Origin of the sequence: Agromyces sp. NPDC058064 (assembly GCF_042885275.1) — a bacterium.
GTDB lineage: Bacteria > Actinomycetota > Actinomycetes > Actinomycetales > Microbacteriaceae > Agromyces.
In genome coordinates, this window is sequence record NZ_JBHVSE010000003.1 from 422,012 (window position 1) to 438,953 (window position 16,942).

The 16,942-nt window shown below is 72.5% G+C and carries 12 protein-coding genes; 7 read left to right on the forward strand and 5 right to left on the reverse strand.

From position 1 onward, the window contains the following. The first annotated feature begins 20 nt into the window (after window positions 1-20). Window positions 21-1,388 (forward strand): amidohydrolase, encoded by a 1,368-nt coding sequence (locus tag ACFVSL_RS13700; protein ID WP_386941518.1) that lies wholly within the window; start codon window positions 21-23, stop codon window positions 1,386-1,388. Here the strand turns inward: ACFVSL_RS13700 and ACFVSL_RS13705 are convergent. After that, a complete protein-coding gene (locus tag ACFVSL_RS13705) occupies window positions 1,310-2,653 on the reverse strand; it encodes an MATE family efflux transporter (RefSeq protein ID WP_386941519.1) in 1,344 nt (447 codons plus the stop codon). The genes ACFVSL_RS13700 and ACFVSL_RS13705 overlap by 79 nt on opposite strands. Window positions 2,654-2,687: 34 nt before the next feature. Beyond that, entirely contained in the window at window positions 2,688-3,059 is a 372-nt protein-coding gene (locus ACFVSL_RS13710; protein WP_386941520.1) for a YccF domain-containing protein, read from the reverse strand. A gap of 44 nt (window positions 3,060-3,103) precedes the next feature. Here ACFVSL_RS13710 and ACFVSL_RS13715 point away from each other — a divergent pair, with 44 nt between their 5' ends. The 3 genes from ACFVSL_RS13715 (at window position 3,104) to ACFVSL_RS13725 (ending at window position 6,638) form a co-directional block, all read left to right on the forward strand. Continuing rightward, on the forward strand, window positions 3,104-5,092 hold the full coding sequence (locus ACFVSL_RS13715; protein WP_386941521.1) for a M13 family metallopeptidase: 1,989 nt from the start codon (window positions 3,104-3,106) through the stop codon (window positions 5,090-5,092). 98 nt (window positions 5,093-5,190) lie between these two features. Further along, window positions 5,191-6,096 carry a serine hydrolase gene (locus ACFVSL_RS13720; RefSeq protein WP_386941522.1) on the forward strand — a complete coding sequence of 302 codons (906 nt, stop codon included), beginning with the start codon at window positions 5,191-5,193 and terminating at the stop codon, window positions 6,094-6,096. 2 nt (window positions 6,097-6,098) lie between these two features. Next, window positions 6,099-6,638: a GNAT family N-acetyltransferase gene (locus ACFVSL_RS13725; protein ID WP_386941523.1), complete on the forward strand. Its 540-nt coding sequence runs from the start codon at window positions 6,099-6,101 to the stop codon at window positions 6,636-6,638. A 146-nt stretch (window positions 6,639-6,784) separates the two neighbouring features. On the opposite strand, the gene ACFVSL_RS13730 is transcribed toward ACFVSL_RS13725, so the two are convergent. Together ACFVSL_RS13730 and ACFVSL_RS13735 are read right to left on the reverse strand one after the other, a co-directional pair. Continuing rightward, window positions 6,785-8,272 carry an alpha/beta fold hydrolase gene (locus ACFVSL_RS13730; protein ID WP_386941524.1) on the reverse strand — a complete coding sequence of 496 codons (1,488 nt, stop codon included), beginning with the start codon at window positions 8,270-8,272 and terminating at the stop codon, window positions 6,785-6,787. Window positions 8,273-8,292: 20 nt separating this feature from the next. After that, window positions 8,293-8,697 (reverse strand): NUDIX domain-containing protein, encoded by a 405-nt coding sequence (locus ACFVSL_RS13735; protein WP_386941525.1) that lies wholly within the window; start codon window positions 8,695-8,697, stop codon window positions 8,293-8,295. Window positions 8,698-8,770: 73 nt separating this feature from the next. Here ACFVSL_RS13735 and ACFVSL_RS13740 point away from each other — a divergent pair, with 73 nt between their 5' ends. Together ACFVSL_RS13740 and ACFVSL_RS13745 are read left to right on the forward strand one after the other, a co-directional pair. Beyond that, entirely contained in the window at window positions 8,771-10,084 is a 1,314-nt protein-coding gene (locus tag ACFVSL_RS13740) for an alpha-hydroxy-acid oxidizing protein (protein WP_386941526.1), read from the forward strand. Window positions 10,085-10,221: 137 nt separating this feature from the next. After that, window positions 10,222-11,607 (forward strand): glycine--tRNA ligase, encoded by a 1,386-nt coding sequence (locus ACFVSL_RS13745; protein WP_386941527.1) that lies wholly within the window; start codon window positions 10,222-10,224, stop codon window positions 11,605-11,607. A gap of 103 nt (window positions 11,608-11,710) precedes the next feature. Here ACFVSL_RS13745 and hrpA read toward each other — a convergent pair whose 3' ends face one another. Beyond that, window positions 11,711-15,715: an ATP-dependent RNA helicase HrpA gene (gene hrpA / locus ACFVSL_RS13750; RefSeq protein ID WP_386941528.1), complete on the reverse strand. Its 4,005-nt coding sequence runs from the start codon at window positions 15,713-15,715 to the stop codon at window positions 11,711-11,713. A 123-nt stretch (window positions 15,716-15,838) separates the two neighbouring features. Between hrpA and ACFVSL_RS13755 the strand changes: the two genes are divergently transcribed. Further along, complete coding sequence (locus ACFVSL_RS13755) at window positions 15,839-16,666, forward strand: aldo/keto reductase (protein ID WP_386941529.1); 828 nt, start codon at window positions 15,839-15,841, stop codon at window positions 16,664-16,666. The last annotated feature ends 276 nt before the right edge of the window (window positions 16,667-16,942 follow it).

Sequence of the window (16,942 nt, forward strand, 5' to 3'; positions counted from 1 at the left end):
CGCCGACCTAGGCTGGCGGCATGTCACTCGACCTCGCCGCCGTCTACCGCGACCTGCACGCCAACCCCGAGCTCTCGTTCCAGGAGCATCGCACCGCCGGCATCGTCGCCGAGGCGCTGGGACCGCTCGGCTACGAGGTCACGACGGGCATCGGCGGCACCGGAGTGACCGGGGTGCTCGCGAACGGCGACGGGCCGACGGTGCTGCTGCGCGCCGACATGGACGGCCTTCCGGTGCTCGAGGCCACCGGGCTGCCGTACGCGAGCACGGCGCGATCGACCGACCTCGAGGGCAACGACGTGCCCGTGATGCACGCCTGCGGGCACGACGTGCACGTGACGTGCCTGCTCGGGGCGGCCGAACGCCTCGCGGCCGACCGCGCCGACTGGTCGGGCACGCTCGTCGTGCTCTTCCAGCCCGCCGAGGAGCAGGGCGGCGGCGCCGAGGCGATGGTCGCCGACGGGCTCTACGACCGCGTGCCGAAGCCCGACGTCGTCCTCGGCCAGCACGTCGCTCCGCTGCCCGCCGGCTTCGTGGGCCTCCGCCCCGGCCCCGCGATGGCCGCGGCCGACTCGCTCTCGGTGCTCGTGCACGGCACCGGCGGGCACGGTTCGCGGCCCGAGGCGACCGTCGACCCCGTGCTCCTCGCCGCCGCGATCACCGTGCGCCTCCAGGGCATCGTCGCGCGCGAGATCGCCGCGACCGACTCGGCCGTCGTGACCGTCGGGCAGCTGCACGCCGGCACGAAGAACAACATCATCCCGGCGGAGGCGAAGCTGGGCCTCAGCGTGCGCACCTTCGACGAGTCGGTGCGCGAGAAGGTCGTGGCCGCGATCGAGCGCATCGCGAAGGGCGAGGCGGCCGCATCGGGTGCACCGCGCGAGCCCGAGCTCGTCTTCGAGGAGCGCTTCCCGCTGACGGTCAACGAGCCGGCGGCCTCCGCGCGCACGGCCGCCGCACTGCGCGGGGCGCTCGGCGACGACCGCGTGTTCGATCCGGGCGTCGTCTCGGGCAGCGAGGACGTCGGGGTGCTCGCGACCGCGGCGGGCGCGCCGCTCGTCTACTGGCTCCTCGGTGGCTTCGATCCCGCGCGCTTCGACCCCGTCGCGCTCGCCGCGGGCCGGCTGCCCGACGACCTGCCCTCGAACCACTCCCCGTACTTCGCGCCGGTGATCGAGCCCACGCTCGAGGCCGGGGTGGCGGCGCTCGTCGGCGCCGCGCGAGTGGCTCGGAGGCGTCGCGGCCTGAGGCGGCGCGGCCTGCGGCACCGCAGGCCGGCGCACCGCGCCCCGGTGCGCCCGGCTGCCGCTCAGTCGGGCGCGCCGGTGATCATCCAGCGGTCGCCGCGCGCCCGCAGCCCGAGGGTGACGGCGCGGGCGGCGAGGTAGCCGATCGCGAACGCCGCCATGAGCCAGGCCGGACCCGCCGCCCCGGGCGGAGCGATCGCGACGACGCCGAGCGCGAGCGGCACGAAGGCGGCGAGGTTCACGAGCCCCGTCCAGGCCAGGTAGCGGGCGTCGCCGGCGCCGATGAGCACGCCGTCGAGCACGAAGACGAGGCCGCCGAGCGGCGCCGAGAGGCCCAGCACCACGAGCGCGGGCGGCAGCAGGGCGGCCACCTCGGCGGAGCTCGTGAAGAGGCCGGGCAGCACCCACGCCGTCGCGACGAGGATCGCGCCGAGCACCGCGCCGGCGCCGATGCCCCACTCGACGCAGCGCCGCAGGATGCGCCGCACCACGACGACGTCGCCGACGCCGAGCCCGCGGCCGATGAGCGCCTGCGCGGCGATCGCGAGCGCGTCGAGGGCGAAGCCGAGCGTGAAGTAGATCGTCATCGCGACCTGGAACGCCGCCAGCTCGTTCGATCCGAGCGAGGTCGCGGCCCACGTCGCGAGCAGCAGCGCGACGCGCAGGCTCGCCGTGCGCAGCAGCAGCCAGCCGCCCGAGACGGCACCCCGCAGCACGCCGGCGTGGTGGGGCCAGGGGCTCGCACCGGCGCGCGCCGCGTGCCGGGCGACGACGACGAGGTAGACCGCGACCATGCCCCACTGGGCGACGACGGTGCCGACGGCCGAGCCGGCGATGCCCCAGCCGGCGACGTAGATGAACAGGTAGTTCAGCACGATGTTGACCGCGAAGCCGATGCCCGCGACCCAGAGCGGGGTGCGCGTGTCCTGCAGGCCGCGCAGCAGGCCGGTCGCGGCGAACACGACGAGCATCGCCGGCAGCCCGGCCATCGAGATCGAGAGGTAGACGGATGCCTCGGCCGCCACCTCGCTCGTCGCCCCGAAGAGCGAGACGAGCCAGGGCGCCGCGAACCACCCGGCGACGGCGAGCACGGCGCCGATGCCGAGCGCGAGCCAGAGCCCGTCGATGCCCGCGGCGACCGCGCCGCGGAGGTCGCCCGTGCCCACCCTGCGGGCGACCGCGGGAGTCGTCGCGTAGGCGAGGAACACCATGAGGCCGATGATCGTCTGCAGCACCGCGCTCGCGAGCCCCAGGCCGGCGAGCGGGGTCGCGCCGAGGTGGCCGACCATCGCGGTGTCGGCGAGCAGGAACAGGGGCTCGGCGATGAGCGCGCCGAGCGCGGGCACGGCGAGGCGAAGGATGTCCCGGTCGACGGTACGGGGCGAGGGCGTCTCGGTGCTGCTCATGTCCCTTGAAGCCTAGGCGCGGCCGCCGGGCCGCCTACGCGTCGACGATCTCCTTGCCGAGCGGCGCGAGCGAGACGGGCACGAGCTTGAAGTTGGCGATGCCGAGGGGGATGCCGATGATCGTGATGCAGAGCAGGACCCCGGCGACGAGGTGCTCGAGGGCGAGCCACCAGCCGGCGAGGATCACCCAGATGACGTTGCCGATGAACGACCACGCGCCCGAGGTCGGCTTCTGCACGACGGTGCGGCCGAAGGGCCAGAGCGCGTACCCCGCGATGCGGAACGAGGCGATGCCCCACGGGATCGTCACGATGAGGACGCACATCACGACGCCGGCGACCACGTAGCCGAGGAAGAGCCAGATGCCGGAGAGCACGAGCCAGATGATGTTGAGCAGCGTGTTCATGTCGGGAACATCCAAGCACGTTCGACCCGGCTTAGGCTGGGGGGATGACCGACGTCGCGCTCCCCTCCGGAATCAAGCAGGACGAACTCGATGCGGCGGTGCGTCCGCAGGACGACCTCTTCCGCCACGTGAACGGCGCATGGATCGAGCGCACCGAGATCCCGGCCGACAAGGCGCGCTTCGGCTCCTTCATCGAACTGCACGAAGAGGCCGAGCAGGCGGTGCGCGACATCATCCACGAGTCGCAGGAGGCCGAGCCGGGCACGGAGGCGCGCAAGGTCGGCGACCTCTTCTCGAGCTTCATGAACGAGGAGCGCGCCGAGCTCCTGGGCGTCACGCCCATCGCCGGCCAGCTCGTCGACGTCTCGCTCGTGGGCTCGGTGCCGAGCCTGCTCGAGACCCTCGGCCGCCTCGAGCGCCAGGGCATCGCGGGCTTCGCCCAGCTCTACGTCGACAACGACCCGGGCGACCCCGAGCGCTACCTCGTCTTCGTCGAGCAGGGCGGCATCGGCCTCCCCGACGAGAGCTACTTCCGCGAGGAGCGCTTCGAGGGCGTCCGCGAGGCGTACCGTTCGCACCTCGAGCGGATGCTCCGGCTCGCGCAGCTCGACGAGCCGGCCGAGCGCGCGGCCCGGGTCTTCGAGCTCGAGTCGGCCATCGCGGCCGTGCACTGGAACAACGTCGAGTCGCGCGACAGCGAGAAGACCTACAACCTGAAGCCCTGGCAGGGCGTCGTCGACGAGGCATCCGTCGACCTCGAGATCTGGCGCGACGCGATGGGCGTGCCCGCCGGCGCGTTCGACGAGCTCGTGGTGCGCCAGCCCTCGTTCCTCGCCGGGCTCGGCGCGCTCCTCACCGAGGAGCGCATCCCGGCGTGGCGCGACTGGCTCGCCTGGCAGGTCGTGCGCTCGAACGCCGCCTACCTCTCGAGCGACCTCGTCGAGGCGAACTTCGACTTCTACGGCCGCACGCTCACCGGCACCCCGCAGATGCGCGAGCGGTGGAAGCGCGGCGTCTCGCTCGTCGAGGGCGCGATGGGCGAGGCGGTCGGCCGCATCTACGTCGAGCGGCACTTCCCGCCCGCCGCGAAGGAGGCGATGGACGAGCTCGTCGCGAACCTCGTGCTCGCCTACCGCCAGTCGATCGAGGCGCTCGAGTGGATGGGCGAGGAGACGAAGGCGAAGGCCCTCGACAAGCTCGAGAAGTTCACGCCGAAGATCGGCTACCCCGTGAAGTGGCGCGACTACTCGGCCCTCGAGATCTCGGCCGACGACCTCGTCGCCAACGTGCGCGCGACCGCCGAGTTCGAGTTCAACCGCGAGCTCGGCAAGATCGGCAGGCCGATCGACCGCGACGAGTGGTTCATGACGCCGCAGACGATCAACGCGTACTACAACCCGGGCTTCAACGAGATCGTCTTCCCCGCGGCGATCCTGCAGTACCCGTTCTTCGACGCCGGCCGTGACGCCGCCGCCAACTACGGCGCGATCGGGGCCGTCATCGGGCACGAGATCGGCCACGGCTTCGACGACCAGGGCTCGAAGTACGACGGCGACGGGCGCCTCACCGACTGGTGGACGGCCGACGACCGTGCGGCGTTCGAGGAGCGCACGAAGGCGCTCATCGCGCAGTACGACGCGCTCGTCCCGGCGCAGCTGCAGACGACGGATGCTTCCGACGACGAGCCGCACGTCAACGGCGCCCTCACGATCGGCGAGAACATCGGCGACCTCGGCGGGCTCGCCATCGCGTGGAAGGCGTACGTGCTGTCGCAGGGCGGGAGCGTCGAGCAGTCGCCCGTGATCGACGGGCTCACGCCGGCGCAGCGCTTCTTCCTGTCGTGGGCGCAGGCCTGGCAGATGAAGGGCCGCGACGAGGAGGTCGTGCGCCTGCTCGCGATCGACCCGCACTCGCCGAACGAGTTCCGGTGCAACCAGATCGTCCGCAACATCGATGAGTTCTACACTGGCTTCGGAGTGACTGCCGACGACGCCCTCTGGCTCGACCCTGCCGAGCGGGTGACGATCTGGTAATCACCGATCCGAAGTCCGAGTATCCGAACAACTCGTGCGCGCCGCAGCCCGCGGTGGGGGAGCGCCGACCGTCTGAGGAAGAGCGTGCAAGCACCGTGGTGACGTCGTCGCAGGGATCCGAGCGACGTGCACGTCATGCCGACCTGCGCAAGGGCAAGCACCGCACGGAGGAGCCCAACGAGAACTTCGCACGCGGCTTCGCCGCACTCGGGGAGCTCGCGCTCGCCGGGGTGCAGGTGTCGGCTCGTGCGACCGACCTCGCGACCGGCAAGGTGCTCTTCTCCGTCGACGACCACGTCGTGATGCCGACGGCGTCGATCGGCAAGGTGCTGCTGCTCGTCGAGGTCGCCTCGCGGCTCGTCGGCGCGAGCGCCGAGTCGTTCACCGTGCTCGACCGGGCCCCGCGCGACGCCGTCGGCGACTCGGGCATCTGGCAGCACCTCCAGTCGCCGTCGCTGCCGATCGCCGACCTCGCCGCGCTCATCGGGGCGACGAGCGACAACCTCGCGACGAACGTGCTGATCCGCCACATCGGCCTCGAGGCGGTGCGCGCCCGCACCGAGACGCTCGGGCTCACCCGTACGGCGCTCCTCGACCTCGTGCGCGACCATCGCGGCCCCGACGACGCCCCGCAGCTCTCGATCGGCTCGGCGAAGGAGCTGACCTGGCTCTTCGCCTCGCTGGCCCGCGGCGAGATCGTCTCGCCCGAGGTGTCGCAGCGGGTGGTCGGCTGGCTCTCGCTGAACGCCGACTTCTCGATGGTGGCGTCGGCCTTCGGCCTCGACCCGCTCGCGCACCGATCGCCCGACCACGGCCTGCTGCTCATGAACAAGACCGGCACCGACGGCGGCGTGCGCAGCGAGGTGGGCGTGCTGCGCGGCCCGCGCGCGAGCGTCGCCTACGCGGTGTCGATGTACTACGCCGACACGATGCTCTCGTCGCGGCTCGCGGTGCTCGACGGCATGCGCCAGGTCGGCCTCGACCTGCTGGAGTTCGTGCACTGAACGTGGACGAGCAGGAGATGCGCATCAGGGCGCTCCGCGATGACGATCACGAGGTCGTCGCCGGATTGCTCGCCGAGGCGTTCTCCGGGCCGCAGCCCGACGGCTCGCCCGCCGCCTCGCCGCCGGTGGAGGTGGTGCTGAACACGGCGCTGCTCGGCTCGGCCGAGTTCATCCCCGAGCTCGCGCTCGTGGCCGAGCGCGACGGCACGGTCGTCGGCTACTGCATCACGACCCGCGGATGGCTCGGCGACGAGCCGGCGCTCGGCCTCGGCCCGATCGGGGTCGCCCCCGGCGTCCAGCGCCTCGGCGTCGGCTCGGCGCTCGTGCGCGAGACCCTGCGGCTGGCCGAGGCGCGGGGCGAGGGGCTCGTCGCGCTGCTCGGCGACCCCGCGTACTACGGCCGGTTCGGCTTCGTGACGAGCACCGAGCTCGGGGTCGCGCCGCCCGAGCCCGCGTGGGGTGCGTACTTCCAGGCGATCCGGCTCGGAGGTTCGTCGTCCGTCGGCGCATTCCGCTACGCCGTGCCCTTCGACGAGCTGTAGCCCACCGCATTTTCGGAGATCGCCACTGCGTCGGGCCGATTCGGCCCGATCGAGCCGAGACCGTGGCGATCGCCGGAGTCGTGGCCGGCCGGCGTGCCAGCGGGCCGGGACGCGACCGGGGCGTGCGCCGGCGCGCCGCCGCGCGCTCAGCCGACGGCGGTGAGCAGGCCGATGCCCGCGAGCACCGCGGCGGAGGTCTCGGGCGCCGCGAGCACCCGGAAGTGGCCGGCGACGGGCACCTGCAGGTTCGTCGCGCCCTCGAGCGCGCTGCCGTCGGGCACGTGCGGGTCGAAGGTGCCGAAGATCGACACGATGCGCGCGTTCACGGAGGCCGCGTCCTCGAGCATCACGATCGTCGCGTCGCTCGGCAGGAGCGCCCTGATGCTCGGATCGCCGAACAGCCGGGCTCGGCGCGCGCCCGCGAACGGGGTGCAGATCGCCACCACCCCGCGGATGCCGAGCAGCTCGCCCTCGTCGTCGATGAGCACGTGCTTGCCGATGAGCCCGCCCTTGCTGTGCGCCACGATCACGCGACCGGCGGGCGGGGGAGCCGAGCGCGCGAGGGCCTTCGCGACGCGGGCGGCGGTCTCGGCGATCGGGCGCCGGTTCGCGCGCATGCCGTGCACGACGACGACGCGATGGCCCTCGGCGTTGAGGGCGTCGCCGAGCGGCCGCATGAACGACCAGTGCTCGTACACGCCCGGCAGCAGCACGACCTGGGGCTTGCCGGGCTCGCCCCTGCGCCAGGCGCGCGGCTCGTGCCGGGCGCCGAGCCAGGCGAGCTGGCGCACCCCGGCGTAGGCGTAGTCGCGCGCCATCGCGCCGAGCGCGGCGGGCACCCCGAGCGGCCGGCCCTCGGGCGGCGGTTCGACGAGCGCGACCGGGCGGCCCGCCGGGAGCGCCCGCGCGTGCCGCACGATCAGCTCGCCGACGCGGCGACCGGCCCTGATCATGGTCTCGTGCCCGCGCCCCGGCACCTCGGCGTAGCGCCCGTCGGGCACGAGCCGGGCGACCTCCTCGGCCCAGTCGCGCGGCACGACGCGATCGTGCTCGCCCCTGATGACGAGCGTCGGCGCCGTGACCTCGGGGAGCACGAGCTCGATGCGGTGGTCGAGCATCGGCCGCAGGTTCGCCGCGTACCAGGCGGGTCCCGCCTTCGCGTAGAGCGAGACGCCGTACCAGAGGGCCTTCGGGTGGACGAGGGCGATGTCCTGCAGGAAGCGCATCGTCTGCTTCGCGAGGGTGCGCTCGCGGGGATTGACGGTCGGGGCGATGAGCACGACGCGGTCGACCAGTTCGGGATGCTTCGCCGCCGTCTCCGAGACGACCTGCGCCCCCGTCGAGTGGCCCACGAGCACCACCCGGTCGAAGCCCTCGGCGACGAGGAGCTCGGCGAGGAGCTCGCCCGCCGCGGGCATGCTCAGCGGTTCGCGCGGCTCGGGGGCGTCGCCGAAGCCGGGAAGGTCGAGGGCGTGCACGCGGCCGTCCGCCTCGAGCACGACGGCGAGCTCCGCCCAGTAGTCGTGCGCCATGCCGAGCCCGTGCACGAGCACGTAGTGCGGCCCGTCGGGCCGGCCCGAGTCGTGGATGACGACCACGTCCTCGCCGCGGCGGAACTCGCGGGTCTGCGACATGACCGCAGTCTAGGGCGGGGTCAGTCGATGACGCCGGATGCCGCGAGGCGGCGCAGCACTTCGGCGCCGGCCGGCGGGCAGCGGTCGAGCTCGCTCGTGGTCACCCAGTGCAGGGAGCCCACCTCGGCCGAGGCCTGCGGCGAGGCATCCGTCTCGGCCCGGAAGACGCGCATGCGCACGAGGCGGCCGTCGGGCTCGCCGTGCGCCTGCGTGACGACCTCGAACAGCTCGTCGAGGGCCTCGGGGTCGAGCTCGAGCGCGACCTCCTCGAACGCCTCGCGGGCGGCGGCCTCCGCGGCGGTCTCGCCGGGGTCGATCTTCCCGCCGGGCATGTAGTAGACCTCGCGGTCGCGCGCGGTCACCATGAGCACCCGACGGTCGCGCACGAGCGCGATGGCCGAGACGAGGAGGTCGGGGAGAGGCATCGTTCCCACCCTAGGCGGCCCGCTACGCTGGCTCGCACGTGCAGAGCACCGACGATCGCGAAGGAGCGACGAGATGGCCGACGACGACCGCGGGTACGGGCGCGCCACCCAGTCCGAGGTGTACCGGGCAGGGCTCTCCGGCATCCGGCCGAAGGTGCCCGTCGACGTCGACGAGCTCGAACGCGCCGCACGCAAGGCCGTGTCGGCCGAGGCCTTCGCGTACCTGGCGGGCGGGGCCGGCGCCGAGGCCACGATGGCCGCGAACCGTGCGGCGTTCGCGCGACGGCAGATCTGGCCGCGGGTGCTGCGCGACGTCTCGACCCGCGACCTGTCGATCGAGCTGCTCGGGCGTCGCCGGGCCACGCCGTTCGTCCTCTCGCCGATCGGGGTCGCCGAACTGGCCCACCCCGACGCCGACGTCGCGGTCGGCCGTGCGGCGGCGGCGCTCGACGTGCCCTACGTGCTCTCGAACCAGGCGTCTCGCCCGATGGAGGAGGTCGCTGCGGCGATGGGCTCGCGGTCGCGATGGTTCCAGCTGTACTGGAGCGCCTCCGACGAGCTCAACGCGTCGTTCGTGCGCCGCGCGGAGGCGGCCGGCTGCGAGGCGATCGTCGTCACCCTCGACACGCACCTGCTCGGATGGCGGACGCGCGACCTCGACGCCGCGTTCCTGCCGTTCACCAGGGGGCAGGGCATCGCGCAGTACACGAGCGACCCGGTGTTCGCCGAGCTCGTGCGCGAGCGGGTCGCCCGTGCGGAGGGTGCGGGCGGTGCGGCCGCCCGGCCGAAGGTCACCCCGACCCTGCTCGCCTCGGCCGTCTCGATCGCCCGTTCGAGCGCGCACACGAGGCTCGTCGACGGCGGCGTGAGGGAGGCGCTGCGCTCGCCGTTGCCGAGGGCCGCCGTCGAGACCTTCCTCGACGTGTTCAGCGACCCGTCGCTCACGTGGGCGTCGCTCGCGAAGCTGCGCGAGTGGACGTCGCTGCCGGTGCTGCTCAAGGGCGTCGTGCATCCCGACGACGCGGCGCAGGCGCTCGACCACGGCGTCGACGGAGTCGTCGTGTCGAATCACGGCGGTCGCCAGATCGACCGGTCCGTCGCGACGCTCGATGCGCTGCCCGGCGTGGTCGAGCGGGTCGGCGGGCGGGTCCCCGTGATCCTCGACAGCGGGGTGCGCGGCGGGGCCGACGCCTTCACCGCCCTCGCGCTGGGCGCGACCGCCGTGGGCATCGGCCGGCCCTACGCGTACGGGCTCGCGGTCGCCGGAACCGACGGCGTGCGCGAGGTCGTGCGCAACCACGTCGCCGAGCTGGATCTCACGATGGGGCTGGCGGGCCACCGGTCGGTCGCGGAGATCGGACCGGACTCGCTTCGCGACGCCGGCTGACGGCGACCGGGCGTGCTCCCGCCCTGCCCCGGCGGGCGGTCGGCGGGGCGCCCGGACCGCTGCGGGATTTCGTAGGATGGACTCCGATCCCCTCTCGGGCGTTTCGCCCCCTGCAACCTGCAACCATTGGAGCCACCGTGGCCGCACCCAGCCGACTCGATTCCGTCATCGCCCTCGCCCAGCACCGCGGCTTCGTCTTCCAGGCCGGCGAGATCTACGGCGGATCCCGCTCCGCATGGGACTACGGCCCCCTCGGCGTCGAGCTGAAGGAGAACATCAAGCGGCAGTGGTGGCGCTACATGGTCACCCGCCGCGACGACGTCGTCGGCCTCGACTCGAGCGTCATCCTGCCGAAGCAGGTCTGGGTCGCCTCTGGCCACGTCGGCGTCTTCACCGACCCGCTCGTCGAGTGCCTCCACTGCCACAAGCGCTTCCGCGAGGACCACCTGCTCGAGGCCTACGAGGAGAAGAAGGGCCGCGCCCCCGAGAACGGCATGGGCGACATCGCCTGCCCGAACTGCGGCACCCGCGGCCAGTGGACCCCGCCCCGCGACTTCAACATGATGCTGCAGACCTACCTCGGCCCCGTGCAGGACGAGAGCGGCATGCACTACCTTCGCCCCGAGACGGCGCAGGGCATCTTCACCAACTTCGCGAACGTGCTGCAGGCCGCGCGCATGAAGCCCCCGTTCGGCATCGGCCAGATCGGCAAGTCGTTCCGCAACGAGATCACGCCGGGCAACTTCATCTTCCGCACCCGCGAGTTCGAGCAGATGGAGCTCGAGTTCTTCGTCGAGCCCGGCACCGACGACGAGTGGTTCCAGTACTGGCTCGACTACCGCTGGAACTGGTACATCGACCTCGGTGTCGACCCCGAGAACCTGCGCCTCTTCGAGCACCCTCAAGAGAAGCTCTCGCACTACTCGAAGCGCACCGTCGACATCGAGTACCGCTTCGGCTTCACCGGCGGCGAGTGGGGCGAGCTCGAGGGCGTCGCGAACCGCACCGACTTCGACCTCTCGACGCACTCCGAGCACTCCGGCAAGGAGCTCAGCTACTTCGACCAGTCGAAGAACGAGCGCTGGATCCCCTACGTGATCGAGCCCGCGGCCGGCCTCACCCGCTCGCTCATGGCGTTCCTCGTCGACGCGTACCACGTCGAGGAGGTGCCGAACGCGAAGGGCGGCGTCGACACCCGCACCGTGCTGAAGCTCGACCCGCGCCTGTCGCCGGTCAAGGCCGCGGTGCTGCCGCTCAGCCGCAACGAGAAGCTCTCGCCGCTCGCCCGCGAGGTCGCCGCGTCGCTGCGCCAGCACTGGAACGTCGACTTCGACGACGCCGGCGCGATCGGCCGCCGCTACCGCCGCCAGGACGAGATCGGCACCCCGTTCTGCATCACGGTCGACTTCGACTCGCTCGACGACGACGCCGTGACGGTGCGCGACCGCGACACCATGGAGCAGCAGCGCGTGCCGCTCGCCGAGCTCGAGGGCTTCCTCGCGGCACGGCTCATCGGCGCGTAGCGACCGCTTCGCGAAGGCGGGTGCCCCCGGGGGCGCCCGCCTTCGGCGTTCCCGCCCGGACCGGTGGTCGGGCAGCGGGCGCCGGAGAGGGGTCGAGGCCAGCTCACCCCTTCGCGGCGAGCACCTTCGTGATGCGCTGCAGCGACACGCTCTCGGCGGCCCGCAGCTCCTGCGCGAAGAGGCTGATCCGCAGCTCCTCGATGAGCCACCGCGCCCGAACGAGGTTCGCGGGCGCGCGGGGCGCGAGCGGGATGGTGCCGCCGGCGTCGGCGAAGCGCCCGAGCGCCGCCTGCACCTCGTTCATCCAGACCCGGTCGCGGCCCGGGTTCTGCTCGAGCTTGCCGACGCGCATCGTCACGCCCTCGAGGTAGCGCGGCAGGTGCCGCAGTCGCTCGAGGCCGGTGCGCGAGACGTAGCCGGGGAACACGAGCCCGTCGAGCTGCGCGCGCGCGTCGCCGAGCGCCGGCAGCAGCGCCAGGCTCGTGGCCGACTTCACCGCCTTCTCGGCGGTGCGCAGTGCCACGAGGGTGCTCGCGACGAGCGACACCGTCTCGAACATCGTGTTCATGACGACGCCGGAGATGCGGTCGCGCACGGTGTCGAACTCGAGCTTGGTGAAGAGCATGCCGTCGTCCTTCACCCGGTAGAGCACGTCGTCGACGCACGCGACGAGGCAGTCGGCGAACAGCGCCGCGGTGTTCGCATAGGGGCTCGTGGCGAGCACGAGCTTCTCGTTGCCGGTGAGGTGCTGCTGCACGTAGTTCACCGGCGACGGCGTCGCGAGCATGAGCAGCCGTCGGATGCCCCCGGGCATCGCGGCCGCCTGGTCCTCGGGGGTCGCGAGGAGGCGGATGCTCACGGTGTCGCCGTCGTCGACGAGCGCGGGGTAGGCGCGCACGCGGTTGCCGCCCACGTCGGTGTCGACGTGGCGCGGGAGCTCGGGGAAGTCCCACTTCGTGAGGCCGCTGCGCTCGATCCCGGCGCCGCCGGCACCGCCGCCGAGCGCCGAGGGCGTGACCGGGCCCTGTCCGGCCGCGACGTCGACGGCTCGAGGCCCGCGCCGACGCTGGTCGCCCGAGCCGCCGGCCGCGAAGGTGCCCGCGATCGCGTCGCGCGCCCGGTCGGAGAGCTGGGCCTGGAGCGCGCGGAGGTCCTTGCCGACGGCGAGCTGCTTGCCGCGCCCCTCGACGACCCTGAACGACATCTGCAGGTGCGGCGGGATGCGGTCCATCGCGAAGTCGGCGCCGGTGACGGGCGTGTGGGTCAGTCGCTTGATGACGCCGGCGACCTCGTCGGCGAACGAGGTCTGCGCCGTGGCATCCTGCCCGTCGAGCTCGGCGACGATCTTCGCCGCCCAGTCGGCCGCGGGCACGACGTTGCGCCGGATCACCTTCGGCAGCGCCTTGATCATCGCGGTCACGAGCTCGGTGCGGAGGCCGGGCACCTGCCGGTCGAAGCCCTCGGGCCGAAGGCGCGCGAGCAGCACGAGCGGCACCTGCACCGTCACCCCGTCGTCGGATGCCCCGGGCTCGAAGCGGTAGCGGAGCGTCAGCGTCTGGTCGTCCTGCTGCCACGTCGGCGGGAACGCCTCGTCGTCGATCGCCGGTGCGTCGTCGGGCGCGAGCGTCTCGGCCGTCATCGTGAGCAGGCCCTGGTCGAGCTTCTTCGCCTCGCGCCACCAGGTCTCGAAGAGCCTCGTCGAGGTCACGTCGGCCGGGATCCGCGCGTCGTAGAAGTCGTAGACGGCCTCGTCGTCGAAGAGGATGTCGCGCCGCCGGCTGCGTTCCTCGACCGCCTCGAGCTCGGCGCGCAGGCGGCGGTTGCGCCGGTCGAACTCGAACAGCGGGTCGCGCCGGGTCTCGTTCGGCCAGTCGCCCTCGACGAGCGCGTGGCGGATGAAGAGCTCGCGCGCGTAGGGCGCGTCGATGCGGGCGAGCTGGATGCGCCGGCGCTCGATGATCGGCACGCCGTAGAGCGTGACCTTCTCGTAGGCGACCGCGGAGCCCTGGCGCTTCTCCCAGTGCGGCTCGCTGTGGCTGCGCTTCACGAGCGAGCCCGCGAGCGGCTCGGCCCAGGCGGGGTCGATCGCCGCGTTGGTGCGGGCGAACAGCCGGCTGGTCTCGACGAGCTCGGCGCTCATGAGCGCGGCCGGCGGCTTCTTCGCGAGCGCCGAGCCGGGGAACACCACGAAGCGGGTGTTGCGGGCGCCGAGGAACTCGGACTGCGGGCGGCGGCCGCGGCGCTCGGCCTCGCGGGCGGCGCCCGCGCCGCCGCGGCCTGAGCCGGTCTTCGAGTCGTCGCGGAGGCCGAGCTGCGAGAGCAGCCCCGAGAGCAGCGCCTTGTGAACACCGTCGGGGTTGGGCTCGGATGCCTCGCGCGCGACCTGCAGGCCGAGCGGCTTCGCGAGGCGCAGGAGCTGGCGGTAGAGGTCCTGCCACTCCCGCACACGCAGGTAGTTCAGGAACTCCGACCGGCACATGCGCCGGAACGCGCTGCCCGAGAGCTCGCGCTGCTTCTGCTCGAGGTGGTTCCAGAGGTTCAGCAGCGTCAGGAAGTCGCTGGTCGGGTCGACGAATCGTGCATGGAAGCCGTCGGCCTGCTCGCGGCGGTCGAGCGGGCGCTCGCGCGGGTCCTGCACGGTGAGGCCGGCGACGATCGCGAGCACCTCGCGCGAGACGTCCTGCGCCTTCGACTCGAGCACCATGCGCGCGAAGCGCGGCTCGATGGGCAGGCGAGAGAGTTGCCGGCCGACCTTCGTGAGCTTCGGACCCTCACTCGAGGTGCCGCCCTCGAGGGCGCCGAGCTCGCGCAGCAGGTCGACGCCGTCGCGGATGCCGCGGCTGTCGGGCGGCGTGAGGAACGGGAACTCCTCGATCGGGCCGAGCCCGAGCGAGGCCATCTGCAGGATGACCGCGGCGAGGTTCGTGCGCAGGATCTCGGGGTCGGTGAACTCGGGCCGGCGCGCGAAGTCGTCCTCGGAGTACAGGCGGATCGCGATGCCGTCGCTCGTGCGGCCCGAGCGGCCCGAGCGCTGGTTCGCCGAGGCCTGCGAGATCGCCTCGATCGGCAGGCGCTGCACCTTCGACCGCACCGAGTACCGGCTGATGCGGGCCGTGCCCGCGTCGACGACGTAGCGGATGCCGGGCACCGTGAGGCTCGTCTCGGCCACGTTCGTCGCGAGCACGACGCGGCGCCGGAGCCCGGCGACCTTCGACGGCTCGAACACCCGGTGCTGGTCGGCCGAGGAGAGCCGGCCGTAGAGCGGCAGCACCTCGGTCTCGCCGCCGCGCCCGCCGGCGGTCGCGTAGTGCCCGCGCACCGCCTGCTCGGCGTCGCGGATCTCGCCCTCGCCGGAGAGGAAGACGAGCACGTCGCCGCGGGATTCGCGGTCGAGTTCGTCGAGGGCGTCGAGGATGCCCCGCTGCACGTCCTTGTCCTCCGCGGCGGCGCCCTCGTCGTCGGCGTCCTCGCCGGTGTCGCCCGACGCCTCGGCGATCAGCGGGCGGTAGCGGACCTCGACGGGGTAGGTGCGCCCCGAGACCTCGATGACGGGCGCGGGCGCGCCCGAGGCATCCGCGAAGTGCCTCGCGAAGCTCTCGGGGTCGATCGTCGCGCTCGTGACGATCACCTTGAGGTCGGGGCGGCGGGGGAGGAGGCGCTTCAGGTAGCCGAGCAGGAAGTCGATGTTGAGGCTGCGCTCGTGCGCCTCGTCGATGATGATCGTGTCGTAGCGGCGCAGCTCGCGATCGCGGTGGATCTCGTTGAGCAGGATGCCGTCGGTCATCACCTTGATGCGGGTCGCCTCGCTCACCTGGTCGGTGAACCGGACCTGGTAGCCGACGAGCCCGCCGAGCTCGACCTCGAGCTCCTCTGAGATGCGCTCGGCGATGGTGCGGGCCGCGATGCGCCTGGGCTGGGTGTGCGCGATCGAGGTGCGCCCGAGCTCGAGGCAGATCTTCGGCAGCTGGGTGGTCTTGCCCGATCCGGTGGCGCCCGCGACGATGACGACCTGGTGCGCCTCGAGCGCGCGCGCGATCTCCTCGCGCTGCGCGGAGACGGGCAGTTCGGCGGGGTAGGTGATCGCAGGGATCGGGATCGGCGAGGTCATCAGCCCTCCATCGTAGGACGGCGTCCTCCGCGGCGCCCCCTTCGTGTCGCTCCACGTGCGTGCGATTCGCGGGGAGCGAACCACCCTGTCGCCGCGCCGCGGCCGCGTGATGGGATGGCGGGCATGACGGTTCCCCGCATCCAGCTCAATGACGGCCACTCGATCCCGCAGCTCGGCTTCGGGGTGTTCAAGGTCGATCCGGCCGAGACCGAACGGATCGTGACCGACGCGCTCGAGGTCGGCTACCGGCACCTCGACACCGCCCGCATCTACGGCAACGAGGAGGGGGTCGGCCGGGCGATCGCCGCGTCGGGCATCCCGCGCGAGCAGCTCTACGTGACCACCAAGCTCTGGAACGACGACCAGGGCACGCAGTCGGTGCACGACGCGTTCGACGCGAGCCTCGAGCGCCTCGGGCTCGACTACGTCGACCTCTACCTGATCCACTGGCCGAGCCCGGCGCGCGACCGGTACGTCGAGACGTGGCACGCGTTCGAGGAGCTGCGCGACTCGGGCCGGGTGCGCTCGATCGGCGTCTCGAACTTCCTCGTCCCCCACCTCGAGCGGCTGCTCGCCGAGAGCGACGTGGTGCCCGCGGTCGACCAGATCGAGCTGCACCCGGCGCACCAGCAGCCGGCGACGGCCGCCTTCGCCGAGCAGCACGGCATCGCCATCGAGGCGTGGGGCCCGCTCGGCCAGGGCAAGTACCCGCTCTTCGAGCTGCCCGAGGTCGCCGACGCGGCGGCGGCGCACGGCAAGTCGCCGGCGCAGGTCGTGATCCGCTGGCATCTGCAGCGAGGGCACATCGTCTTCCCCAAGTCGGGCAGCCGCGCGCGCATGGCGGAGAACTTCGACGTCTTCGACTTCGAGCTCGGCGAGGCCGAGATGCAGGCCATCACCGCGCTCGAACGCGAGGGGCGCGTGAGCGCCCACCCCGACGAGGTGAACTGACCCTCACCCGGCCGCTCGCGGATCCGGTCGGCTGATGCCGGCCGGATTTCGCGTTTCACCGGGCCTGTTGCGCTTCCGGGAGGCGCCAAGCGGACCCGCGACACGCCCGGGTTGCATGGTGGATTTGTGGGGTGGGGTGTGGGTGACGTAGATTTTCTTTTGTCGCCGCGGCGGCCGGGAGGCGCGAGAGTGAGGCCCGGGTCGAGCGGTGGTGGTTCTAGCCAAATAACCTCGAAGGCGCAGGATTGCGACTCGGTGATTTCAAGTCTAGGATGA